Raw genomic sequence first — 19,904 nt, 5'->3', positions numbered from 1 at the left:
GAGTCAGGCGGGGGGACCGGGAGGGGGCGACCAGGGCGCCGCCGGGTCCGGACCCGGCGGCAGCGCTCCGGGGCCGCATTTCGGTCCGGCGGGTGCGGGCGGGCCGGGGGCCGGTTCGGCGGCGTCCGGCGTCGGCGCGCAGGGTGGTGCCGGTGGTGCGGGGGGCGGTTCTCCCAGCCCGGGTTTCGGTCCGGCGGGTGCGGGCGGGCCGGGGGCCGGTTCGGCGGCGTCCGGCGTCGGCGCGCAGGGCGGGGTGCCCGGTGGTGGCTTCGGGCCGGCCGGTTCGGGCGGCGGGGCGTCCGCCTTCGGCGGGCCGTCCGGTGCGGCGGGCTCCGGCGCGAGCCCGTCGGGACCCGCGTTCGGCCCGCAGGCCGGGCCGACCGGCTCCGGGAACGGTTCCGCGGGGCCCGGTTTCGGCGCCGGCAAGGCGGCCGCCGCCCGGGTCTCCGCCGCACAGGCAGGGGCCGGCGCACCGGCCGCCGGGGTCGCCCCGACCGCGCTGTCCGGGCCCCAGGCGGCCCCCGTCGTCCCTCCGCAGTCCGGCGGACCCGGCGCCGCCCAGCCCGCCGCCGCGGCCTCCCCGTCCGGCGCCCCGCTCAGCCCGGGCCCCGGCGGCGGCCAGTCCTCCTGGGCGCAGCAGGTCCACCGGCTGGCCGGAGCCGGCGGCGGGGACGAACAGCCCGTCGCGCCCTGGAAACCGCCGGTCGAGGACGTGTTCCAGGCGGCCGCCCGGCGCCAGGCGGAGGCCCGCCCCGCCGGACTCGGCAAGCGCCTGGCCGCCCGGCTGCTGGACACCGTCGTCCTCGCGGCCCTCACCGCCACGGCCGCCGTACCGCTCGGAAGCGCGGCGATCGACCACGTCAACGAGAAGATCGACGCGGCCAGACTCTCCGGCGAGACCGTCACGGTCTGGCTGCTCGACGGCACCACCTCCGTCTACCTCGGCATCATCCTGGCCGTCCTGCTGGTCGCCGGTGTCCTGTACGAGGTGCTGCCGACCGCCAAGTGGGGCCGCACGCTCGGCAAGAAGCTGATGGGCCTCGATGTGCGGGACATCGAGGCGCACGACTCCCCGGAGTTCGGCGCGGCCCTGCGCCGCTGGCTGGTCTGTTGCGTGCCCGGGCTCCTCGTCGTCGGGATCGTCGGGGTTGCCTGGTGCCTCTTCGACCGGCCCTGGCGCCAGTGCTGGCACGACAAGGCGGCGCACACGTTCGTGGCGGGCTGAGGCTCCCTCGGACAGCCGTCCGCCGGATGCGAAGCCCGGGGGTTCGCGGTCGACTCGGGCCATGAGCAGTGAACCGCCCCCCGGTCCCGGTCAGGAACCGCCGGAAGACGACCCGTTCAGGAAGCGCCCCCCGAACGGGCCTCCGGCCGAGGGCGCGGGAGCACCCCACGGCAGCGAACCCCCGCCGTACGGGGGCGGCGGCCCGGGCGGCGGCTTCGGCGGCGGCGCCCCAGGCGGTGACGGTCCCACGGGCGGTGGAGTTCCCCCGGGCGGTGACGGCCCCCCGGGCGGTGGAGTTCCCCCGGGGGGTCCGCCGGGCGGTGGCGTTCCCCCGGGGGGCGGCCCCTACGGCGGTGATCCGTACGGCGGTGGCCCCTACGCCGCCGACCCCCTCGCCGGCATGCCCCCGCTCGCCGACAGCGTCCTGCGCACGCTCGCGCGCATCATCGACATGATCCTCGTGGGTGCCGTCGTCTGGCTGCTCACGTGGGCCCTCAACATCGACGAGTACGACGTGGACAGCAACAGCGTCGAGGTCGGCAAGTCGCTCTGGCAGGCGACGGTCGCCGCGGTCCTCTACATCGCCTACGACACCGCCATGACCGCGAGGAACGGCCAGACCCTCGGCAAGCAGCTGCTGCGCATGCGCGTGGCCAACCTGGACAACGGCGCGACGCCCTCCGTGCAGAGCGCGCTGCTGCGGGCCGCGGTGCTGTGGATCCCGTTCGCCTTCTGCTGCTTCTGCTTCTGGATCGCCGTCTGCGGCGGCTGGAGTTACTTCGACCGGCCCTACAAGCAGGGCCTGCACGACAAGGCGGCCAAGACGGTCGTGGTCAGCACCAGAGAAAGCAGGGGGTGAGCGAGAAGCGGTGAGGAACGGTCAGCGGGCGGTCAGGAGGCCGCCCGTTCCCGCACCGGCTCCGGTACCGAGGCACGGTGGGGCTCGGCGGGCGCGGGCTGCTCCACCGCGGCCGGGCGCTTCCCGGGCAGGGGGACCGTCATGGCGACCAGCAGTCCCAGGGCGAGCGCCGCGAGGGCGATGACCGCGATCCCCGGACCCGAACTCGTCCGGGACAGCAGCAGCATGGCGAAGGTCGAGAGGATCACGGTGCACGAGCCGTAGGCGAGCTGTGCGGCAGTCGGACGGGGCATGGCCATCATGTCCTCGAAAGTGGGGGTCCACGGGGGTGTCGGCCTGGCATTCCGCCGGCTTCCGGGCGTCTGCCGAACGACATTCTCTCGGGCAGGGTGCCCGACCGGAACCGGCGGTAAGCGTGACCTAACCAACAAGGGCGGTGCACGGGGGGCGCACGGAGTCATGATGTCCATCCAGTGGACAGGTGCACGCGCCCGCACGGCCGGTGGGCAGGTCCGGGGAGGCCCGTGGGGAGGGCCGTGGGACAACCGTTTGGTTGTCCGTAAAACGAACGTTGCCTCCGCATAGTGCACTTGACCTGTCCAAGTCAAGGTCTGTCTTTTCTTCTAAACCTCTAGTCAAATGTCGTCACTTGACTACACGCGTTGATCACGTGCGCGCGGATTCCACGACCGGGACCCTGCCTGCCGCGCGCCCGAACGCGGGGGAGGATCTCAAGTGACCAGTAGACCCTGGACGTTCAGAGCGGCCGCCATAAGCGTGGCGCTCGCGGCGGCCACCGCCACCGCCTCGACGTACGCGGTGGCCGACGACGCCTCGGCCCCCCGGTCCACCACCGTGGACCGGCACGACCCGGCGGATCGTCACCACGACGAGCACGACCTCGAAGGCCCGCTGAGCAAGACGCAGGACGCTCAGCGCCAGGAGGCCTTGAAGCAGGTCATATCGGGCAAGAGCAAGGTCAAGAACCGCGAGGGTTCGAAGGTCGTCCAGCTCAAGGGCAAGAAGGGCGACGACAAGTACGTCGAGCTCGGCCGCGAGAAGACCGACAAGATCTTCACGATCCTGGTCGAGTTCGGGGACAAGGTCGACAGCCGCTACGGCGGCACCGCGGGCCCGCTGCACAACGCGATACCCAAGCCCGACCGCAAGAAGGACAACTCCACGGCGTGGAGGTCCGACTACGACCAGGACTACTTCCAGGATCTGTACTTCGGTCACGGCAAGGGCGTCGACTCGGTCAAGACCTACTACGAGAAGCAGTCCTCGGGCCGCTACTCCGTCGACGGCGAGGTCTCCGACTGGGTCAAGGTCCCCTACAACGAGGCCCGTTACGGCAACAACGCCTGCGGTGACACCAACTGCCCCAGCGTGTGGAACGTCGTCAGCGACGGTCTGAACGCCTGGGTCGCGCAGCAGAAGGCCGCGGGCCGCACCGACGCCCAGATCAAGGCGGACGTCGCCCGGTTCGACGAGTGGGACCGTTACGACTTCGACGGTGACGGCGACTTCAACGAGCCCGACGGCTACATCGACCACTTCCAGATCGTGCACGCGGGCGAGGACGAGTCCGCGGGCGGCGGCGCCCAGGGCACCGACGCGATCTGGGCGCACCGCTGGTACGCCTTCGGCACCGACGCCGGCGCCACCGGCCCCGCGAACAACAAGCTCGGTGGCGCGAAGATCGGCGACACCGGCATCTGGGTCGGCGACTACACCGTCCAGCCGGAGAACGGCGGACTCGGCGTCTACGCCCACGAGTACGGCCACGACCTCGGTCTGCCGGACCACTACGACACCTCGGGCGGCGAGAACTCCACCGGCTTCTGGACGCTGATGTCGTCCGGTTCCTGGCTCGGCACCGGCAAGAACGAGATCGGCAACCTGCCCGGCGACATGACCGCCTGGGACAAGCTGCAGCTCGGCTGGCTGAACTACGACAAGGCCAAGGCCGGCGTCAACTCCTGGCACAAGCTGGGCGTGGCCGAGTACAACACCAAGCACAAGCAGGCCCTGGTCGTCGACCTGCCCAAGAAGGCGGTCACCACCGAGATCGTCGCCCCCGCCGAGGGCAAGACCCAGTGGTGGAGCGGCAGCGGCGACAACCTCAAGAACACCCTGACGCGTTCGGTCGACCTCACCGGCAAGTCCAAGGCGCAGCTGACCCTCGACGGCTGGTACGACATCGAGGCCAACTACGACTACCTCTACACCGAGGTCTCGACCGACGGCGGCGCCAACTGGACCGCTCTCGACGGCACGGTGGACGGCCAGCCGATCCCGCGCGACGGCAGCGACAAGCCGGTCCTGACCGGCACGGTCGACGGCTACAAGAAGCTCGCCTTCCCGCTCGACGCCTACGCCGGCAAGAAGATCGACCTGCGCTTCCGCTACCAGACCGACGGCGGCGTGGCCCAGAAGGGCTTCGCGGCCGACTCGATCACGGTGACCGCCGACGGCACGCCGGTCTTCTCCGACAACGCCGAGAGCGCGGACGCCGCGTGGAAGGCCACCGGCTTCTCCCGCATCGGCGCGTCCTTCACCAAGGACTACGCGCAGTACTACATCGCCGAGAACCGGCAGTACGTGTCGTACGACAAGACGCTGAAGACAGGCCCGTACAACTTCGGCTTCACGGCGCGCCCGGACTGGGTGGAGCACTACGCGTACCAGAACGGCCTGCTGATCTGGAAGTGGGACACCTCCCAGGCGGACAACAACACCAGCCAGCACCAGGGCACCGGTCTGGTCCTGCCGATCGACTCCCACCCGGACGCGCTGAAGTGGGCCGACGGCACGCTGATGCGCAACCGCGTCCAGGCCTACGACTCGCCGTTCAGCCTCTACCGCACCGACGGCATGACGCTGCACAAGGCGGACGTGGCGAAGTACATCCCGGGCTCGAAGGGCGTCTCGGTCTTCAACGACCGGAAGAACGACTACTACGACGAGTCGAACCCGACCGCGGGTGTCAAGATCACTGACACCAACACGAAGATCAAGATCCTCAAGGAAGCCAAGGACGGCTCGACGATCGAGCTGGAGGTCGGCGCAGCGGGTAGGTAATCCGCATCCTTGCAGGTCAGAACGTGTTCGGCGGTGACCCACTGGCGGGTCACCGCCGATCCGTGTTTAGGTGCGTCCTGTGGCTCTCTTATTGACACCGACCGACACGGGGGGATGAGCGCATGGCCGCAGGAGGCTTCTGCAAGTTGCCGAACGGCATGGTGGTGGTGGCACTGAACCTGCCCAGCCCCGCCGCCGACGGCCCCGGCGCCGTCCGTGTCCTCGTCCACTCCGTGAACCGGGCCCGGGCCCTGACCAGGCTCCGCAATCTCGGTCTGCGGTCGGTCTACCTGCGCGGCAACGCGGCCCCGCCGACCCCCGACGAGATCACCGCGGTCCTGCACCACCCCGACGGCCTCATATGGCGCACCGCCCCTGACAACGGTGTCGCGGCCGGCCCGGAGCTGGTCCAGGAGCTGTGGCGCCCGATCAGGGCCCTGCTGCGGCGCCCGACGGCCCAGACCTGACCCCGGTACCCGCCGGGAGCCGCTCGGCTACTGCACGACCGGCTTGCCCGACAGCTCCACACCCGCCCCGCGCAGCTCCTCCAGGGCCCGCTCGGTGCTCTCCTGGGCCACTCCGGCCGTCAGGTCCAGCAGGACGTGCGTACGGAAGCCCTCGCGGGCGGCGTCCAGGGCCGTGGCCCGTACGCAGTGGTCCGTGGCGATGCCGACCACGTCGACCTCGGTGACGTCACGGGAGCGCAGCCAGTCGGCCAGGGGCGTGCCGTTCTCGTCGGTGCCCTCGAATCCGCTGTACGCCGCCGAGTACGCCCCCTTGTCGAACACGGCGTCGATCGAGCCGGAGGCGACCGCGGGGGCGAAATTGGGGTGGAAGCCGACGCCCTCCGTGCCGGCGACGCAGTGCGCGGGCCAGGAGCGGGCGTAGTCCGGGTTGGTGGAGAAGTGGCCGCCGGGGGCGATGTGGTGGTCGCGGGTGGCCACGACGTGCTGGTAGCCGGACCCGGCGGCCTGCCCGATCAGTTCCGTGACGGCGGCGGCCACGTCGGCACCGCCGGACACCGCGAGGCTGCCCCCCTCGCAGAAGTCGTTCTGCACATCGACGACGATCAAGGCGCGGCGCATGGTCGGTGTCCTTCGGCTATGAGGTCGGTGAGGTCGGCAAGCCCGGCCGGTGAACCACCGAGCCTAGGGAGAACGGGGAGCGGGCGGGAGGGGTCGCGGCTCGGCGCGTCACGGCACACCCCACCTAGCTACCCGAGCTGTCGTGCAGGTACTCCGTGGGCAGGACGGGCTCCCCGCGTGAGAGCTGGGTGGCCGACATCGGCAGCGCCGCGCGCGCCCTCGTGTGCCGCTCGCGCGCCGCGTCCAGGGGCTCGCGCGCCACCACCTCGCCCCCCTTGACCAGCTCGACCAGGAGCTGGCGGTCCGCGAGGTCGCCCGGCACCGGTCCGGTGCCGATCACCTCGGCCTCGGCGACCCCGTGGGAGTCCAGCCGCCGCGCCGCCCACTTGCGTCCGCCGACGGAGGTCTTGCCGCCGGTGGACTTCTTCGCCACGGCCACCAGTGGTGCCTTCGGGTCGGTGGACTCCGCCCGCGCGACCAGCTTGTAGACCATCGAGGACGTGGGATGGCCGGAGCCGGTCACCAGCTGGGTGCCGACGCCGTAGGCGTCCACCGGCGCCGCCGCGAGGGAGGCGATCGCGTACTCGTCCAGGTCGGAGGTGACGACGATCTTCGTGTCGGTCGCGCCCAGCTCGTCCAGCTGCTGCCGCACCCGGTGGGCGACCAGCAGCAGGTCGCCGGAGTCGATCCGCACCGCGCCCAGCTCGGTCCCGGCGACCTCGACGGCCGTGCGGACCGCCTCGGCGACGTCGTAGGTGTCCACCAGCAGCGTGGTGCCGCGGCCCAGCGTGTCCACCTGGGCCTGGAAGGCGTCCCGCTCGCTGTCGTGCAGCAGGGTGAAGGCGTGCGCGGAGGTGCCGACGGTGGGGATGTCGTAGCGGAAGCCGGCCGCCAGGTCGGAGGTGGTCGCGAAACCACCGACGTAGGCGGCCCGGGAGGCCGCCACCGCCGCCAGTTCGTGGGTGCGCCGGGCGCCCATCTCGATCAGCGGCCGCTCACCCGCGGCGGCCGACATGCGCGAGGCGGCCGCGGCGATCGCCGAGTCGTGGTTGAGGATCGACAGGATCACCGTCTCCAGCAGGACGCACTCGGCGAAGGTGCCCTCGACCCGCATGATCGGCGAGCCCGGGAAATACACCTCGCCCTCGGGGTAGCCCCAGATGTCGCCGCTGAACCGGTAGCCGGCCAGCCACTCCAGGGTCGCCTCGTCGACGATCTCCCGCTCGCGCAGGAAGGCCAGCACGTCCGGGTCGAAGCGGAAGTTCTCCACCGCGTCCAGCACCCGTCCGGTGCCGCCCACGACGCCGTAGCGGCGCCCGTTCGGCAGCCGCCGGGTGAAGACCTCGAACACGCTCCGCCGCTCGGCCGTGCCCGCCTCCAGGGCGGCCCGCAGCATCGTCAGCTCGTACTGGTCCGTGAAGAGCGCCGTCGAGGGAACACCCACCCGTCGCCCACCACCGCCCTTCTGCGGATGCGCTTCGCGCCCTTCATCCGGCAGCCCAAGGTCCGCTGTGTTCATGATGATGAGCGTACCCCCATTTCGTCAATCTGACGATTGCGGCTCGCGTACCCGCGATCCCCTTGCGGCCAGGCCCGTTTGTGCGACTACCCCCCTCGGGTGGCAGCATGGGCTGTGTGACGTCACCCGCGCCCCTGGAGATCGAACGCACCGAGTCGGCGGAGGAGGTCTTCGCCGTACCCGAGCCGGACCTCCCGTGGGTCACGATCGTCCACAACGACCCGGTCAACCTCATGAGCTACGTGACGTACGTCTTCCAGACGTACTTCGGCTACTCCAAGGACAAGGCCACCAAGCTCATGCTCGACGTCCACCACAAGGGCCGGGCGGTCGTCTCCAGCGGCAGCCGCGAGGAGATGGAGCGCGACGTGCAGGCCATGCACGGCTACGGCCTGTGGGCCACCCTCCAGCAGGACCGCAAGTAGCCAGCATCCCGCCCAGCAGCGAAAAGGCGTTCATGCCCGGAACCTTCGAACCGCTCCCCGGCGGCGGCGCGGCCGTCGCCCTCGACGACGTCGAGATCTCCATCATCCGGTCGCTGGCCGTGCAGCTCCTGGAGCTCATCGGCCCAGGCCCCGCCGAGGACGCACCCGACGACCCGCTCGCCGAGCTGTTCGCCGAGGGGCCGAGCGAGCCGCCCGCCGATCCGGTGCTCAGGCGGCTCTTCCCGGACGCCTACAGCGACCCCGGGCAGCCCGCCTCGCCGCGGGACGCCGAGGAGCAGCGGGAGCTCTCCGCGGAGTTCCGCCGCTACACCGAGAACGACCTGCGGGCCGGCAAGCGCGACAGCGCCCTCGCGGTGATCCGCTCGCTGGACGCCCTCTCCTCGGCCTCGGCCGGTGAGGGCGGCGCGGTGCTGAAGCTGTCGCCCGAGGAGTCCCAGCAGTGGCTCGGGGCCCTGAACGACCTGCGGCTCGCGATCGGCTCCCGGCTGGAGATCACCGACGACGAGGACACCGACCTCCTCTACCGCCTTCCGGACGACGACCCGCGCAAGCCGATGGTGATGGCCTACCTGTGGCTGGGTGGACTCCAGGAAACCCTGGTCGGAACCCTTATGCCCTGATCGGTGCAGGTTCTGTGCCCGGCGGGTGACCGAATGGTGTTCGCTCAGAGGACACTCAAATCCGGGTAACGATCGCATCACCGCGCCCGCCTTCTATGGCCGCTTCGGGTGCGTTTTGTCTGCTTTTCCCTGTGTCGTGCGCCACATCGCGCCCGCGTGATCAGTGTTGCGGGCGTGATAAATCTTCACGACCGCCCGGCAGAACACCACCCGAATGTTCGGCCGGGTGCGCCACCGAGCCGGCGACCGCCGGCCAGGCACGAGCGGGCTCGCGAGCCCGCTCAGCTCCATCATTCCGGGGGGATCGAAACCCGATCCGAGGCCGACGAGAGGCCCGGGTCGGCATGGAGAAAGGCGCACCACACATGACCTCTGCGCAGGTCGACACGGAGAAAGCACCTGAAGAGGGCTACGAGCGCGGACTCGGCAGCCGTCAGGTACAGATGATCGCGATCGGCGGCGCCATCGGCGTCGGCCTCTTCATGGGCGCCGGGGCGAACATCGCCAAGGCCGGGCCCAGCATCATCCTCATGTACGCCCTCGCGGGCGTGATCATCTTCTTCATCATGCGAGCCCTGGGCGAGCTGCTGCTCTACCGTCCGGTCTCCGGCTCCTTCGCCGAGTACGCGCGCGAGTTCCTCGGCCCGTTCTTCGGGTTCGTCACGGGCTGGACGTACTGGCTCATGTGGGTGGTCACCGGCATGGCCGAACTCACGGCCGCCGCGATCTACATCCACTTCTGGTTCCCCGAGATCCCGCAGTGGGTCAGCGCCCTGGTCTTCCTGGTGGTGCTCTTCGGCGTCAACCTGATCTCCGTCAAGATCTTCGGCGAGGTCGAGTTCTGGTTCTCGATGATCAAGGTCACGGCCATCATCGGCATGATCGTCATCGGTCTCGGCGTGCTCACCCTCGGCTTCTCCGACGCCGGTGACACCGCCACCGTCTCCAACCTCTGGGCGCACGACGGCTTCTTCCCCAACGGCATCGGCTCCAGCCTGATGACCCTCCAGGGCGTCATGTTCGCCTACCTCGCCGTCGAGCTCGTCGGCGTCACCGCGGGCGAGTCCGAGAACCCCGAGAAGACCCTGCCCAAAGCCATCAACACCCTGCCCTGGCGCATCATCGTCTTCTACGTCGGCGCCCTGCTGGTGATCCTCTCCGTCGTCAAGTGGACCGAGTTCACCGCCGGCGAGAGCCCCTTCGTGCACGCCTTCGGCAAGATCGGCATCCCGCTCGCCGCGGGCATCGTCAACTTCGTCGTGCTCACCGCGGCCCTGTCGTCCTGCAACTCCGGCATGTACTCCACCGGCCGCATGCTGCGCGACCTGGCCGCCAACAGCGAGGCCCCGCAGGCGTTCGGCAAGCTCAACGCCCGCAAGACGCCCGCCGTCGGCATCACCGTCTCCGTGGCGCTCATGGGCATCGGCGTCGTCCTGAACTACGTCGTCCCGGAGAAGGCGTTCCTCTACGTCACCTCCGTCGCCACCGCGGCCGGCATCTGGACCTGGATGATGATCCTCGTCAGCCACATCCGCTACCGCGCCGCGGTCGACGCGGGCCGGCTGCGCGCCTCGTCCTTCCCCGCCCCCGGCGGAGCGCTCTTCAGCTGGGTCGCGCTCGTCTTCCTCATCGGCGTGACCGGCATGATCGCCTACGACAAGGACGCCCGGGTCTGCCTGTACGTCGCCGCCGGCTGGGCCGTCGCCCTCGGTATCGGCTGGGCGGTCCTCAAGCGCCGCAACCCGCAGCTCACCGAGCGCCGCGACCCGCAGTTCGAGCAGGTCGGCTGACCAACCCGCGGGACGCCCGCCGCAGGGAGTACTCGTGGCACTCCCTGCGGCCGCCGCTCAGGGCGTCCGGCATATGGGCCGTTCCGTACCAACCCTCGGTACGGAACGGCCCTTCTGCTTATCCTGGCGAGCATGCTGACCATCACCCAGGCCCTCGTCGACCAGATCGTCGCCCACGCGCGCAAGGACCACCCCGACGAGGCGTGCGGCGTCGTCGCCGGACCGGCCGGCTCGGACCGCCCCGAGCGCTTCATCCCCATGCTGAACGCGGCCATGTCACCCACGTTCTACGAGTTCGACTCCGGGGACCTGCTCAAGCTCTACCGGGAGATGGACGACCGCGACGAGGAGCCGGTGGTCATCTACCACTCCCACACCGCCACCGAGGCCTACCCCTCGCGCACCGACATCTCCTACGCCAACGAGCCCGGCGCCCACTACGTCCTGGTCTCCACCGCCGACACCGACGGGGCCGGCGAGTTCCAGTTCCGCTCCTTCCGGATCGTCGAGGGCGAGGTCACGGAGGAGGAAGTCCAGGTCGTCGAGGCCTACTGAAGGCGTCTGAACGGCCCGCTGAGGGTGTCTGAACAGGACGGTCTCACTCCCCGGCCCGAAAACGTCCGCCATGTGGGATCACATTCCAGGACCCGGACCGGGAATCGATACGATGAGCCCATGGTTTTCCACGACGTGAGCGAAAAGACGCCGGGCGATCTGCTCGTGGCGCGGCTGCACGTCGACCTGTGCAGGCTCGCCAGCGCCATCTGTTGACGCCGGTCCCTGCCGCCGTACGGCCGTGAGCCGCGGCGCCGCACTCACGCACCACCCGCTGTTCCTGCGCTGCCGCGCGCCCCGACCGACTACTCCCGACAGGAGCCCTGAAGCCATGGCCATCGAGGTCCGCATCCCGACCATCCTCCGCACCTACACCGACGGTCAGAAGGCGGTGGAGGGCAAGGGGGACACCCTCGCCGAGCTCTTCACCGACCTCGAGACCCGGCACGCCGGCATCCAGGCCCGCATCGTCGACGGCGACAGCCTGCGCCGCTTCGTCAACGTCTACCTGAACGACGAGGACGTCCGCTTCCTCGACGGCATCAACACCAAGCTGTCCGACGGCGACAACGTCACGATCCTGCCGGCAGTGGCCGGCGGCATGGTCTGATCACCGATGCGCTACGACTCCCCCCTGGCCGCGGTCGGCAACACCCCCCTGGTGCGCCTGCCGCGGCTGTCGCCGTCCGCCGACGTCCGCATCTGGGCGAAGCTGGAGGACCGCAACCCCACGGGATCGGTCAAGGACCGTCCGGCCCTGCACATGATCGAGCAGGCGGAGAAGGACGGCCGCCTCACCCCGGGCTGCACCATCCTCGAGCCGACGTCGGGCAACACCGGCATCTCCCTGGCGATGGCGGCGAAGCTCAAGGGCTACCGCATCGTGTGCGTGATGCCCGAGAACACCTCGCAGGAACGCCGGGACCTGCTGGGCATGTGGGGCGCGGAGATCATCTCCTCCCCGGCGGCGGGCGGCTCCAACACCGCCGTGCGCGTCGCCAAGGAGCTCTCGGCCGAGCACCCCGACTGGGTGATGCTCTACCAGTACGGCAACCCCGACAACGCGGGCGCCCACTACGCCACGACCGGCCCCGAGATCCTCGCGGACCTGCCGTCCGTCACGCACTTCGTGGCCGGCCTCGGCACCACCGGCACCCTCATGGGCGTCGGCCGCTTCCTGCGCGAGCACAAGCCGGACGTCCAGATCATCGCCGCCGAACCGCGCTACGACGACCTGGTCTACGGCCTGCGCAACCTCGACGAGGGCTTCGTCCCCGAGCTGTACGACGCCTCCGTCCTCACCAGCCGCTTCTCCGTCGGCTCCGCGGACGCCGTCACCCGCACCCGCGAGCTGCTCCAGCAGGAGGGCATCTTCGCCGGCGTCTCCACGGGCGCCGCGCTGCACGCCGCGATCGGCGTGGGCAAGAAGGCCGTCAAGGCGGGGGAGTCCGCCGACATCGTCTTCGTCGTCGCCGACGGCGGCTGGAAGTACCTCTCGACCGGCGTCTACACGGCCGCCACGACGGAGGAGGCCATCGACACGCTCCAGGGCCAGCTCTGGGCGTAGCCGACGCCGGACGGCGACACGACGAAGGGCCGGAGTCACGACGACTCCGGCCCTTCGGGCGCTCTCCAGGGGGCGCAGTCACGACGTCGGTCCGTCGGTCCCTCGTGCGGAGTCACGGCCTCAGTCCTTGGCCAGGGCGCAGGACTTCGGTCCTTCGCGCGGAGCCCAGGACTTCGGTCCTTCGCGCGGGGCCAATGCGTCGGCCCTTCGCGTGCGGCCAATGCGTCGGCCCTTCGCGCCTGCTCACCCCGCCAGGTACCGCACCCGGTCCCACAGCGTCGGATCCACCACGCCGACCCGCCGCCGGAAGCCCCACACCGGGACCTCCCGCAACTCGTCCGTCTCCAGGAAACTCGCGCGGCCCCGGGCGTCACCGACCGAACCCGGCGGCAGCGGGATCACCCCGCTGCGCTCGTCACGGAACCGTGTGGTGATCTTCGCGACCGTCGCCCGCTCCCCGCGCACCGCCAGCACCAGACAGGGCCGGTCCTTCGTACGGTCCTCGTCCTCGTAGGGCACGTCGGCCCACCAGATCTCCGCCGGCTGCGGCCGGGCCTCCAACGTCGCGGCCGGTGCCGCGCTCCGCAGCCGCCGGGCCGACGGCCGGCGCCCCCGGCCCCAGCCGTCGACGAGCGTGGCGATGAGCGCGAGCAGCACCACCGCGGCGAGCGCCAGCCACCAGGACGTGTCCATACTGAGACGTTACCGGCGCCACCCCTGCCACGCGCCCCCCTCACGCGGATCACCTCCCGGCCCTGCCAGCCGAACCGGTGACACCACAGGTGAGTTCGCCCACAACAGGCCTTGGCGGAGGAGCTACCGGAGGTTTTGCGCCTTACGCTCGACGGACCGCACGACCCCCGACGCCCCTCTCAGACTTATCCCGCCAGCGGAGGTTTCTGCTTCATGAAGCTCACCGTCGTCGGCTGCTCGGGGTCGTTCCCGTCCGCGGAATCGGCCTGTTCGAGCTACCTCGTCGAGGCCGACGGCTTCCGGCTGCTTCTCGACATGGGCAACGGTGCCCTGGGCGAGCTGCAGCGCCACTGCGGTCTCTACGACCTCGACGCGATCTTCCTCAGCCATCTGCACGCCGACCACTGCATCGACATGTGCGTCTATTTCGTCGCGCGCTACTACCGCCACGACGGCGGCCGCTGCGCTCCGATGCCCGTCTTCGGCCCCGAAGGCACGGAACACCGGCTGACCACCGCCTACGCGGACACCCCCTCCGCCTCCTCCATGAGCGAGGTCTTCGACTTCCACACGGTCAAGCCGTCCACGTTCGAACTCGGCCCCTTCACGGTGCACACCGAGCGGGTGGCCCACCCCGTGGAGGCGTACGGCATCCGGATCGAGCACGGCGGCCGGACACTGACGTACTCCGGCGACACCGGTGTGAGCCCCGCGCTCGACGAACTGGCCCGGGACGCCGACCTGTTCCTGTGCGAGGCGGCCTTCACGCACGGCAAGGAGAGCATCCCCGACCTGCATCTCAACGGCCGCGAGGCGGGTGAGACGGCGGCCCGGGCCGGTGCCCGCCGCCTGGTCCTCACCCACATCCCGCCGTGGACGGACCCCCAGGTCAACCTGGTCGACGCCCGCGAGGTGTACGACGGCCCGGTGAGCCTCGCCGCGCCCGGGCAGACGTACGAGGTCTGAACGTTCGACCTCATGCCGAAGGCCCCGGAACCCGCACGGGTTCCGGGGCCTTCAGCCGTCAGCGGGCTACTTCGCCTCCGCCTTCTGCAGCTCGGCGAGCTCCTCGTCGGACTCGCGGCCCGGCGTCGGCAGGTTGAACTTGGTGATCGCGAAGCGGAAGACCACGTAGTAGACCGCCGCGAAGCACAGACCCACCAGGGCCAGGCCCCACGGGTTGGTCGCGATGCCGAGGTTCAGACCGAAGTCCACCGCGCCGGCCGAGAAGCCGAAGCCGTCCTTCATCCCCAGCGCCCACGTCAGCGCCATCGACACACCGGTCAGCACCGCGTGGATCGCGTACAGCACCGGCGCGATGAACATGAAGGTGAACTCGATCGGCTCGGTGACGCCCGTGACGAACGAGGTCAGCGCCAGGGAGAACATCATGCCGCCGACGACCTTGCGGCGCTCGGGCCGGGCGCAGTGCACGATCGCGAGGCAGGCGGCCGGCAGGGCGAACATCATGATCGGGAAGAAGCCGGTCATGAACTGCCCGGCGGTCGGGTCGCCGGCGAGGAACCGGGCGATGTCACCGCTCTTGCCCTCGTAGGTGCCGGCCTGGAACCACGGGAAGGAGTTCAGCAGGTGGTGCATGCCGATCGGGATCAGCGCACGGTTGGCGACACCGAAGATGCCCGCGCCGACCGCCCCGGAGCCGACCAGCCACTCGCCGAAGTTGTGCAGCGCCGTGCCGAGGACCGGCCAGATGTAACCGAAGACGATGCCGATGACCAGGCCCGCGAAGGCCGACAGGATCGGCACCAGGCGACGGCCGCCGAAGAAGCCCGCCCAGTCCGGCAGCTTGGTCCGGTAGAACTTCTGGTAGAGCAGCGCCACCACGATGCCCATGACCACACCGCCGAGGACCTTGGCGTCCACGGGGGCGTCGACCATGACGACCTTGCCGTCGACGACCGTGGCGACCTTCGGCAGGTTCTTGTCGGTGAACGTGGCCAGCACGTTCTTGAAGACCAGGTAACCCACCACGGCGGCCAGGGCCGTGGAGCCGTCCGACTTCTTGGCGAAGCCGATCGCGATGCCCACGGCGAACAGCAGCGCCATGTTGTCGAGGATCGCGTTGCCGCCCGCCGCCATGAAACCGGCGATCTTGGTGATGAAGGCGGGGAACGACTCGCGTCCGAGCATGTCGGTGTTGCCGAGGCGGACCAGCAGGGCGGCGGCGGGGAGCACGGCGACCGGCAGCATCAGGCTGCGGCCGATGCGCTGCATCACGGCCATCACGGCCGAGCCCTTGCTCGGGCTCGCGGGCGCGGCTGTGTCTGTGGACATGAACTTCCTCCAGGGGGCACGGCGCCGCCCAGGAAGCATGCGAAGGGGACGGCGGCGTCTCAAAGAAAGGGGAACGCGGTGACCACCGCGCGACCTCCACCACTGAGTGGTGTAGACCAGTTGTAGCACGCTGGGCCGAACGAGTGGAACCCGCCAATTCCGCTCGCCGCAGACGATCACGCCCTCGCGCTGTCCTCCACGTCCTCCTCGGGCTCCCGCCCCGGAGTCCGCAGATCGAACCTGCTGATCGCGAACCGGAAGATCACGTAATAGAGGAGCGCGAACCCCAGCCCGATCGGAACGATCAGCCACGGCCGCGTGGCCAGATTCCAGTTGATGACGTAGTCGATCAGCCCCGCCGAGAAGCTGAACCCGTCATGCACCCCCAGCCCCCACGTCACCGCCATCGACACCCCCGTCAACAGCGCGTGCACCCCGTACAGCACCGGCGCCACGAACAGGAACGAGTACTCGATCGGCTCCGTGATGCCCGTGACGAACGACGTCAGCGCCACCGACAGCATCAGCCCCCCGACCTCCTTGCGCCGCGCCGGCCGCGCACAGTGCGTGATCGCCAGCGCCGCCGCCGGCAACGCGAACATCATGATCGGGAAGAACCCCGACGTGAACTGCCCCGCGTCCGGATCGCCCGCCAGGAACATGTTGATGTCACCGTGCACCACCGTCCCGTCCGGCTTCGTGAACGAACCGAACTGGAACCAGACGGGCACGTTCAGGAACTGGTGCAGCCCCACCACCAGCAACGCCCGGTTCGCCACCCCGAACACACCCGCGCCCCACGCGCCCAGACCGTCCATCCAGTCGCTGAAGCTCTCCAGCGCGTCACCGATCGGCGGCCACACCCACAGACACAGCGCCGCGAACGCGATCGCGACGAACGCCATGATGATCGGCACCAGCCGCCGCCCGTTGAAGAACCCCAGCCAGTCCACCAGCCGCGTCCGGTGGAACCGCGCCCAGAAGAACGCCGCCAGCAGCCCCATCACGATCCCGCCGAACACCCCCGGATTCTGGAACGCGAACGCCGTCACCTCCCGGTCCCCGTCGGTCACCTGACACCCGACGTTCGGCACCGCCACCGACCCCTCGGGACAATCCTCCGGAAACTGCCGCAGCACCGAGAAGTACACGAGGAACCCCGCCACCGCCGCCAGCGCCGTCGAACCGTCCGCCTTCCTCGCCATCCCGATCGCCACGCCCACACAGAACAGCAGCGGCAACCCCAGCGCGCTGTCCAGCAGCGCACCCCCCGCCCCCACCATCACCTTCGAGACGTTCGTCCACCCCAGCCCGTCGTCCCCGAACACGTCCGGCTGCCCCGGGTCAGGATCCCCGCCGCCGGCAGCACCGCGATCGGCAACTGCAAACTGCGGCCCATCTTCTGCAACCCCTGGAACAACCGGTGCAGGCGAGCCCGCCCGGGGCTCACGGCCGGCGCGGCACCGGCGGGACTGTCGGCACTCATCCCGACCCCTTTCGCCAGAGACTTTGTCGAGAGGCAGGCTTGTGGTGTAGACCAGTCGTTCGACGGTCGCACGAACGTGACGCCATCCTTCGGCACACACGACAGAGCCGCTCGCGAAGAGGGGCCAACTGTGGGTTACTGCGACAAAGCGGTTCGGATCAGGGAGAACGAACATGGCCACCAAGGCTGAGAAGATCGTTGCCGGGCTCGGCGGCATCGACAACATCGAAGAAGTCGAAGGCTGCATCACCCGCCTGCGCACCGAGGTCGTGGACCCCGCCAAGGTCGACGAAGCCGCCCTGAAGGCCGCCGGAGCCCACGGCGTCGTCAAGATGGGCACCGCCATCCAGGTCGTCATCGGCACCGACGCCGACCCCATCGCGGCGGACATCGAAGACATGATGTGAAGGACCGGGATCATCCCGGGCTTCACCCCCTGACAGACCCCCGAGGTCACCTGCGCGCACGGCCCCTCCCCACCGGGAGGGGCCCCTTCCGCACGTACGGATAGGCTCAGCCGCATGTCTCGAATCGACGGCCGCACCCCCCAGCAGCTCCGCCCCATCACCATCGAGCGCGGCTGGAGCAAGCACGCCGAAGGCTCCGTCCTCGTCTCCTTCGGCGACACCAAGGTCTTCTGCACCGCCTCCGTCACCGAAGGCGTCCCCCGCTGGCGCAAGGGCAGCGGCGAAGGCTGGGTCACCGCCGAATACTCCATGCTCCCCCGCGCCACCAACACCCGCGGCGACCGCGAATCCGTCCGCGGCAAGATCGGCGGCCGCACCCACGAGATCAGCCGCCTCATCGGCCGCTCCCTGCGCGCCGTCATCGACTACAAGGCCCTCGGCGAGAACACCATCGTCCTCGACTGCGACGTCCTCCAGGCCGACGGCGGCACCCGCACCGCCGCCATCACCGGCGCGTACGTGGCGCTGGCCGACGCCGTCGCCTGGGCCCAGCGCAGGAAACTCGTCAAGGCCGGCCGCAAGCCCCTCACCGGCACCGTCTCCGCCGTCTCCGTCGGCATCGTCGGCGGCGTCCCCCTCCTCGACCTCTGCTACGAGGAAGACGTCAAGGCCGACACCGACATGAACGTCGTCTGCACCGGAGACGGCCGCTTCGTCGAGGTCCAGGGCACCGCCGAAGCCGAACCCTTCGCCCGCGACGAACTCAACGCCCTCCTCGACCTCGCCGTCACCGGCTGCGACGAACTCGCCGCCCACCAGCGCGCCGCACTCGACAAGCTCCTCGAGAAGTGACCCCGAAAGTAAAGCGCACACCAAGAACGGTGCCCGGCGCGGGCAACCGCACCGAGCACACGCGCGTCTGAAGGAGTACGGGCGCACGGCTCATCCCTGTGCGCCCGGCCAGCCGCGCGGGCCCGACCGGCCCGACCGAACGAGAGGGACCGCTCCATGGCCGCGAGCCGCCGACGCCGCACCGCAGCCGTCGCCGCCACCCTGGCGGCCGTCGCACTGACCGCCGGACTCACCACCGGCTGCGCCGCCGTCGACAAGGCGCTGGACTGCGTCCAGACCGCCGACGCCATCGCCGACAGCGTCACGGAACTCCAGCAGGCGGTCGACAGCGCCTCGAACGACCCGACGCAGCTCGACGAGTCCCTCGACTCCATCGACCAGAACCTCGTCGAGATCGGTGACAAGACCGACAACGCGGATGTCGGCAAGGCCGTGGACGACCTGAACAAGGCCGTCGACAACGTCCGCACGTCGATCAAGAACGGCGACGAGACGCCCGACATCAGCCCGGTGACGGACGCGGCGGGCGAACTGACGAAGGTCTGCACGCCGTAACGCTGCGCCGGCGGGGCCGGGCTTCTCGTGTGCCGGGTTTCTGTCGTCGGATGGCTGCCGGTCCGTCGTGGTCGCTCGCGCAGTTCCCGGGCCCCTGACGGGGCCCCATACCCTTGGGGCCATGAGTCGCCTGATCCTCGCCACCCGTAACGCCGGGAAGATCACCGAACTTCGCACGATCCTCGCCGAAGCCGGGCTGCCCCACGAACTCGTCGGCGCCGACGCCTACCCGGAGATCCCCGACGTCAAGGAAACGGGCGTGACGTTCGCCGAGAACGCCCTCCTCAAGGCCCACGCGCTGGCCCGGGCCACGGGACTCCCCGCCGTCGCCGACGACTCGGGCCTCTGCGTCGACGTCCTGGGCGGCGCGCCCGGCATCTTCTCCGCCCGCTGGTCCGGCCGCCACGGCGACGACAAGGCCAACCTGGACCTCCTCCTCGCCCAGCTGTCGGACATCGCCGAGGAACACCGCGGAGCCTACTTCGCCTGCGCGGCGGCCCTGGCTCTGCCGGACGGCACGGAACGGGTGGTGGAGGGCCGGCTCCCCGGCATCCTCCGCCACGAACCGACGGGCACGGGCGGCTTCGGCTACGACCCGATCCTCCAGCCGGATGGTGAGACGCGGACCTGCGCGGAGTTGACCCCCCAGGAGAAGAACGCGATCAGCCACCGGGGGAAGGCGTTCCGGGGGTTGGTGCCGGTGGTGCGGGAGCTGTTGGGCTGAGGGGCCGGCCCACTTACGCCGAGGGGCGCAACACCATGATGGTGTTGCGCCCCTGTGGCTGGTGGGCCCGGTGGGACTCGAACCCACGACACACCGGACCTAAACCGGCGCCCTCTTGGCCAGCTGGGGTACGGACCCGTCG

Annotated in this window: 21 protein-coding genes, 1 tRNA gene and 1 pseudogene; 16 read left to right on the top strand and 7 right to left on the bottom strand. The window is 70.1% G+C overall.

Annotated features, from left to right (window positions below; translation table 11 throughout):
- Both ACFV20_RS13010 and ACFV20_RS13005 read left to right on the top strand, forming a co-directional pair.
- A partial coding sequence (locus ACFV20_RS13010; RefSeq protein WP_385655659.1) for an RDD family protein occupies window positions 1–1,225 on the top strand: 1,225 nt, incomplete at its 5' end.
- Window positions 1,226–1,286: 61 nt separating this feature from the next.
- Entirely contained in the window at window positions 1,287–2,084 is a 798-nt protein-coding gene (locus ACFV20_RS13005) for an RDD family protein (protein WP_385655658.1), read from the top strand.
- A gap of 32 nt (window positions 2,085–2,116) precedes the next feature.
- Here ACFV20_RS13005 and ACFV20_RS13000 read toward each other — a convergent pair whose 3' ends face one another.
- Window positions 2,117–2,383, bottom strand: coding sequence for a hypothetical protein (locus tag ACFV20_RS13000; protein ID WP_385655730.1), 267 nt, complete (start codon window positions 2,381–2,383; stop codon window positions 2,117–2,119).
- A 436-nt stretch (window positions 2,384–2,819) separates the two neighbouring features.
- On the opposite strand from ACFV20_RS13000, the gene ACFV20_RS12995 reads away from it, so the two are divergent.
- The gene (locus ACFV20_RS12995) at window positions 2,820–5,168 is read left to right on the top strand and encodes an immune inhibitor A domain-containing protein (RefSeq protein ID WP_385655657.1); all 2,349 of its coding nucleotides are present in this window, start codon (window positions 2,820–2,822) and stop codon (window positions 5,166–5,168) included.
- A gap of 122 nt (window positions 5,169–5,290) precedes the next feature.
- Entirely contained in the window at window positions 5,291–5,635 is a 345-nt protein-coding gene (locus tag ACFV20_RS12990; protein ID WP_385655656.1) for a hypothetical protein, read from the top strand.
- 27 nt (window positions 5,636–5,662) lie between these two features.
- Here the strand turns inward: ACFV20_RS12990 and ACFV20_RS12985 are convergent, their stop codons facing one another.
- Window positions 5,663–6,253: a nicotinamidase gene (locus ACFV20_RS12985; RefSeq protein WP_385655654.1), complete on the bottom strand. Its 591-nt coding sequence runs from the start codon at window positions 6,251–6,253 to the stop codon at window positions 5,663–5,665.
- Window positions 6,254–6,377: 124 nt separating this feature from the next.
- A complete protein-coding gene (locus ACFV20_RS12980) occupies window positions 6,378–7,772 on the bottom strand; it encodes a nicotinate phosphoribosyltransferase (protein WP_385655652.1) in 1,395 nt (464 codons plus the stop codon).
- Between the two features lie 107 nt (window positions 7,773–7,879).
- Here ACFV20_RS12980 and clpS point away from each other — a divergent pair, with 107 nt between their 5' ends.
- The 7 genes from clpS (at window position 7,880) to ACFV20_RS12945 (ending at window position 12,750) form a co-directional block, all read left to right on the top strand.
- Window positions 7,880–8,197, top strand: coding sequence for an ATP-dependent Clp protease adapter ClpS (gene clpS / locus ACFV20_RS12975; RefSeq protein ID WP_086844182.1), 318 nt, complete (start codon window positions 7,880–7,882; stop codon window positions 8,195–8,197).
- 32 nt (window positions 8,198–8,229) lie between these two features.
- Window positions 8,230–8,838, top strand: a complete 609-nt coding sequence (locus ACFV20_RS12970; RefSeq protein ID WP_385655650.1) for a DUF2017 domain-containing protein — start codon at window positions 8,230–8,232, stop codon at window positions 8,836–8,838.
- A gap of 365 nt (window positions 8,839–9,203) precedes the next feature.
- On the top strand, window positions 9,204–10,628 hold the full coding sequence (locus tag ACFV20_RS12965; protein WP_385655648.1) for an amino acid permease: 1,425 nt from the start codon (window positions 9,204–9,206) through the stop codon (window positions 10,626–10,628).
- 132 nt (window positions 10,629–10,760) lie between these two features.
- Entirely contained in the window at window positions 10,761–11,183 is a 423-nt protein-coding gene (locus ACFV20_RS12960; RefSeq protein WP_031140077.1) for a Mov34/MPN/PAD-1 family protein, read from the top strand.
- A gap of 120 nt (window positions 11,184–11,303) precedes the next feature.
- Window positions 11,304–11,399 carry a putative leader peptide gene (locus ACFV20_RS12955; RefSeq protein WP_311688247.1) on the top strand — a complete coding sequence of 32 codons (96 nt, stop codon included), beginning with the start codon at window positions 11,304–11,306 and terminating at the stop codon, window positions 11,397–11,399.
- A 115-nt stretch (window positions 11,400–11,514) separates the two neighbouring features.
- A complete protein-coding gene (locus ACFV20_RS12950) occupies window positions 11,515–11,793 on the top strand; it encodes a MoaD/ThiS family protein (protein WP_030837819.1) in 279 nt (92 codons plus the stop codon).
- Between the two features lie 6 nt (window positions 11,794–11,799).
- Window positions 11,800–12,750 (top strand): PLP-dependent cysteine synthase family protein, encoded by a 951-nt coding sequence (locus tag ACFV20_RS12945; protein ID WP_385655646.1) that lies wholly within the window; start codon window positions 11,800–11,802, stop codon window positions 12,748–12,750.
- Between the two features lie 243 nt (window positions 12,751–12,993).
- Here ACFV20_RS12945 and ACFV20_RS12940 read toward each other — a convergent pair whose 3' ends face one another.
- Window positions 12,994–13,443, bottom strand: coding sequence for a type II toxin-antitoxin system PemK/MazF family toxin (locus ACFV20_RS12940; RefSeq protein WP_385655644.1), 450 nt, complete (start codon window positions 13,441–13,443; stop codon window positions 12,994–12,996).
- 213 nt (window positions 13,444–13,656) lie between these two features.
- Between ACFV20_RS12940 and ACFV20_RS12935 the strand changes: the two genes are divergently transcribed.
- On the top strand, window positions 13,657–14,409 hold the full coding sequence (locus ACFV20_RS12935; protein ID WP_385655642.1) for an MBL fold metallo-hydrolase: 753 nt from the start codon (window positions 13,657–13,659) through the stop codon (window positions 14,407–14,409).
- Between the two features lie 66 nt (window positions 14,410–14,475).
- On the opposite strand, the gene ACFV20_RS12930 is transcribed toward ACFV20_RS12935, so the two are convergent.
- Window positions 14,476–15,738, bottom strand: coding sequence for a PTS transporter subunit EIIC (locus tag ACFV20_RS12930; RefSeq protein WP_385655640.1), 1,263 nt, complete (start codon window positions 15,736–15,738; stop codon window positions 14,476–14,478).
- A gap of 176 nt (window positions 15,739–15,914) precedes the next feature.
- Window positions 15,915–17,224, bottom strand: a pseudogene (locus tag ACFV20_RS12925) (PTS transporter subunit EIIC).
- Between the two features lie 173 nt (window positions 17,225–17,397).
- Between ACFV20_RS12925 and ACFV20_RS12920 the strand changes: the two are divergent.
- From ACFV20_RS12920 to rdgB, 4 genes are all read left to right on the top strand, one after another.
- Window positions 17,398–17,631: a glucose PTS transporter subunit EIIB gene (locus tag ACFV20_RS12920; RefSeq protein ID WP_221756120.1), complete on the top strand. Its 234-nt coding sequence runs from the start codon at window positions 17,398–17,400 to the stop codon at window positions 17,629–17,631.
- A 114-nt stretch (window positions 17,632–17,745) separates the two neighbouring features.
- The gene (gene rph, locus ACFV20_RS12915) at window positions 17,746–18,483 is read left to right on the top strand and encodes a ribonuclease PH (protein ID WP_385655638.1); all 738 of its coding nucleotides are present in this window, start codon (window positions 17,746–17,748) and stop codon (window positions 18,481–18,483) included.
- 156 nt (window positions 18,484–18,639) lie between these two features.
- Window positions 18,640–19,038: a hypothetical protein gene (locus ACFV20_RS12910; RefSeq protein WP_385655637.1), complete on the top strand. Its 399-nt coding sequence runs from the start codon at window positions 18,640–18,642 to the stop codon at window positions 19,036–19,038.
- Window positions 19,039–19,159: 121 nt separating this feature from the next.
- Window positions 19,160–19,762 carry an RdgB/HAM1 family non-canonical purine NTP pyrophosphatase gene (rdgB, locus tag ACFV20_RS12905; RefSeq protein ID WP_385655635.1) on the top strand — a complete coding sequence of 201 codons (603 nt, stop codon included), beginning with the start codon at window positions 19,160–19,162 and terminating at the stop codon, window positions 19,760–19,762.
- 59 nt (window positions 19,763–19,821) lie between these two features.
- Here rdgB and ACFV20_RS12900 read toward each other — a convergent pair.
- Window positions 19,822–19,900: transfer RNA gene (locus tag ACFV20_RS12900), tRNA-Leu, on the bottom strand.
- Window positions 19,901–19,904: the final 4 nt, after the last annotated feature.

It is taken from the genome of Streptomyces sp. NPDC059696, assembly GCF_042733745.1.
In the GTDB taxonomy this organism is placed as follows: Bacteria; Actinomycetota; Actinomycetes; order Streptomycetales; family Streptomycetaceae; genus Streptomyces.
Note: the sequence above shows the minus strand (reverse complement) of the source record. Positions and strands in the feature narration are given on the sequence as shown.

Bases quoted from the DNA above. Each gene is read 5' to 3' on its own strand.
- ACFV20_RS13005 (WP_385655658.1), top strand. From the start codon at position 1,287: ATGAGCAGTGAACCGCCCCCCGGTCCCGGTCAGGAACCGCCGGAAGAC.
- ACFV20_RS13000 (WP_385655730.1), bottom strand. From the start codon at position 2,383: ATGGCCATGCCCCGTCCGACTGCCGCACAGCTCGCCTACGGCTCGTGC.
- ACFV20_RS12990 (WP_385655656.1), top strand. From the start codon at position 5,291: ATGGCCGCAGGAGGCTTCTGCAAGTTGCCGAACGGCATGGTGGTGGTG.
- ACFV20_RS12985 (WP_385655654.1), bottom strand. From the start codon at position 6,253: ATGCGCCGCGCCTTGATCGTCGTCGATGTGCAGAACGACTTCTGCGAG.
- ACFV20_RS12980 (WP_385655652.1), bottom strand. From the start codon at position 7,772: ATGAACACAGCGGACCTTGGGCTGCCGGATGAAGGGCGCGAAGCGCAT.
- clpS (WP_086844182.1), top strand. From the start codon at position 7,880: ATGGGCTGTGTGACGTCACCCGCGCCCCTGGAGATCGAACGCACCGAG.
- ACFV20_RS12970 (WP_385655650.1), top strand. From the start codon at position 8,230: ATGCCCGGAACCTTCGAACCGCTCCCCGGCGGCGGCGCGGCCGTCGCC.
- ACFV20_RS12965 (WP_385655648.1), top strand. From the start codon at position 9,204: ATGACCTCTGCGCAGGTCGACACGGAGAAAGCACCTGAAGAGGGCTAC.
- ACFV20_RS12960 (WP_031140077.1), top strand. From the start codon at position 10,761: ATGCTGACCATCACCCAGGCCCTCGTCGACCAGATCGTCGCCCACGCG.
- ACFV20_RS12955 (WP_311688247.1), top strand. From the start codon at position 11,304: ATGGTTTTCCACGACGTGAGCGAAAAGACGCCGGGCGATCTGCTCGTG.
- ACFV20_RS12950 (WP_030837819.1), top strand. From the start codon at position 11,515: ATGGCCATCGAGGTCCGCATCCCGACCATCCTCCGCACCTACACCGAC.
- ACFV20_RS12945 (WP_385655646.1), top strand. From the start codon at position 11,800: ATGCGCTACGACTCCCCCCTGGCCGCGGTCGGCAACACCCCCCTGGTG.
- ACFV20_RS12940 (WP_385655644.1), bottom strand. From the start codon at position 13,443: ATGGACACGTCCTGGTGGCTGGCGCTCGCCGCGGTGGTGCTGCTCGCG.
- ACFV20_RS12935 (WP_385655642.1), top strand. From the start codon at position 13,657: ATGAAGCTCACCGTCGTCGGCTGCTCGGGGTCGTTCCCGTCCGCGGAA.
- ACFV20_RS12930 (WP_385655640.1), bottom strand. From the start codon at position 15,738: ATGTCCACAGACACAGCCGCGCCCGCGAGCCCGAGCAAGGGCTCGGCC.
- ACFV20_RS12920 (WP_221756120.1), top strand. From the start codon at position 17,398: ATGGCCACCAAGGCTGAGAAGATCGTTGCCGGGCTCGGCGGCATCGAC.
- rph (WP_385655638.1), top strand. From the start codon at position 17,746: ATGTCTCGAATCGACGGCCGCACCCCCCAGCAGCTCCGCCCCATCACC.
- ACFV20_RS12910 (WP_385655637.1), top strand. From the start codon at position 18,640: ATGGCCGCGAGCCGCCGACGCCGCACCGCAGCCGTCGCCGCCACCCTG.
- rdgB (WP_385655635.1), top strand. From the start codon at position 19,160: ATGAGTCGCCTGATCCTCGCCACCCGTAACGCCGGGAAGATCACCGAA.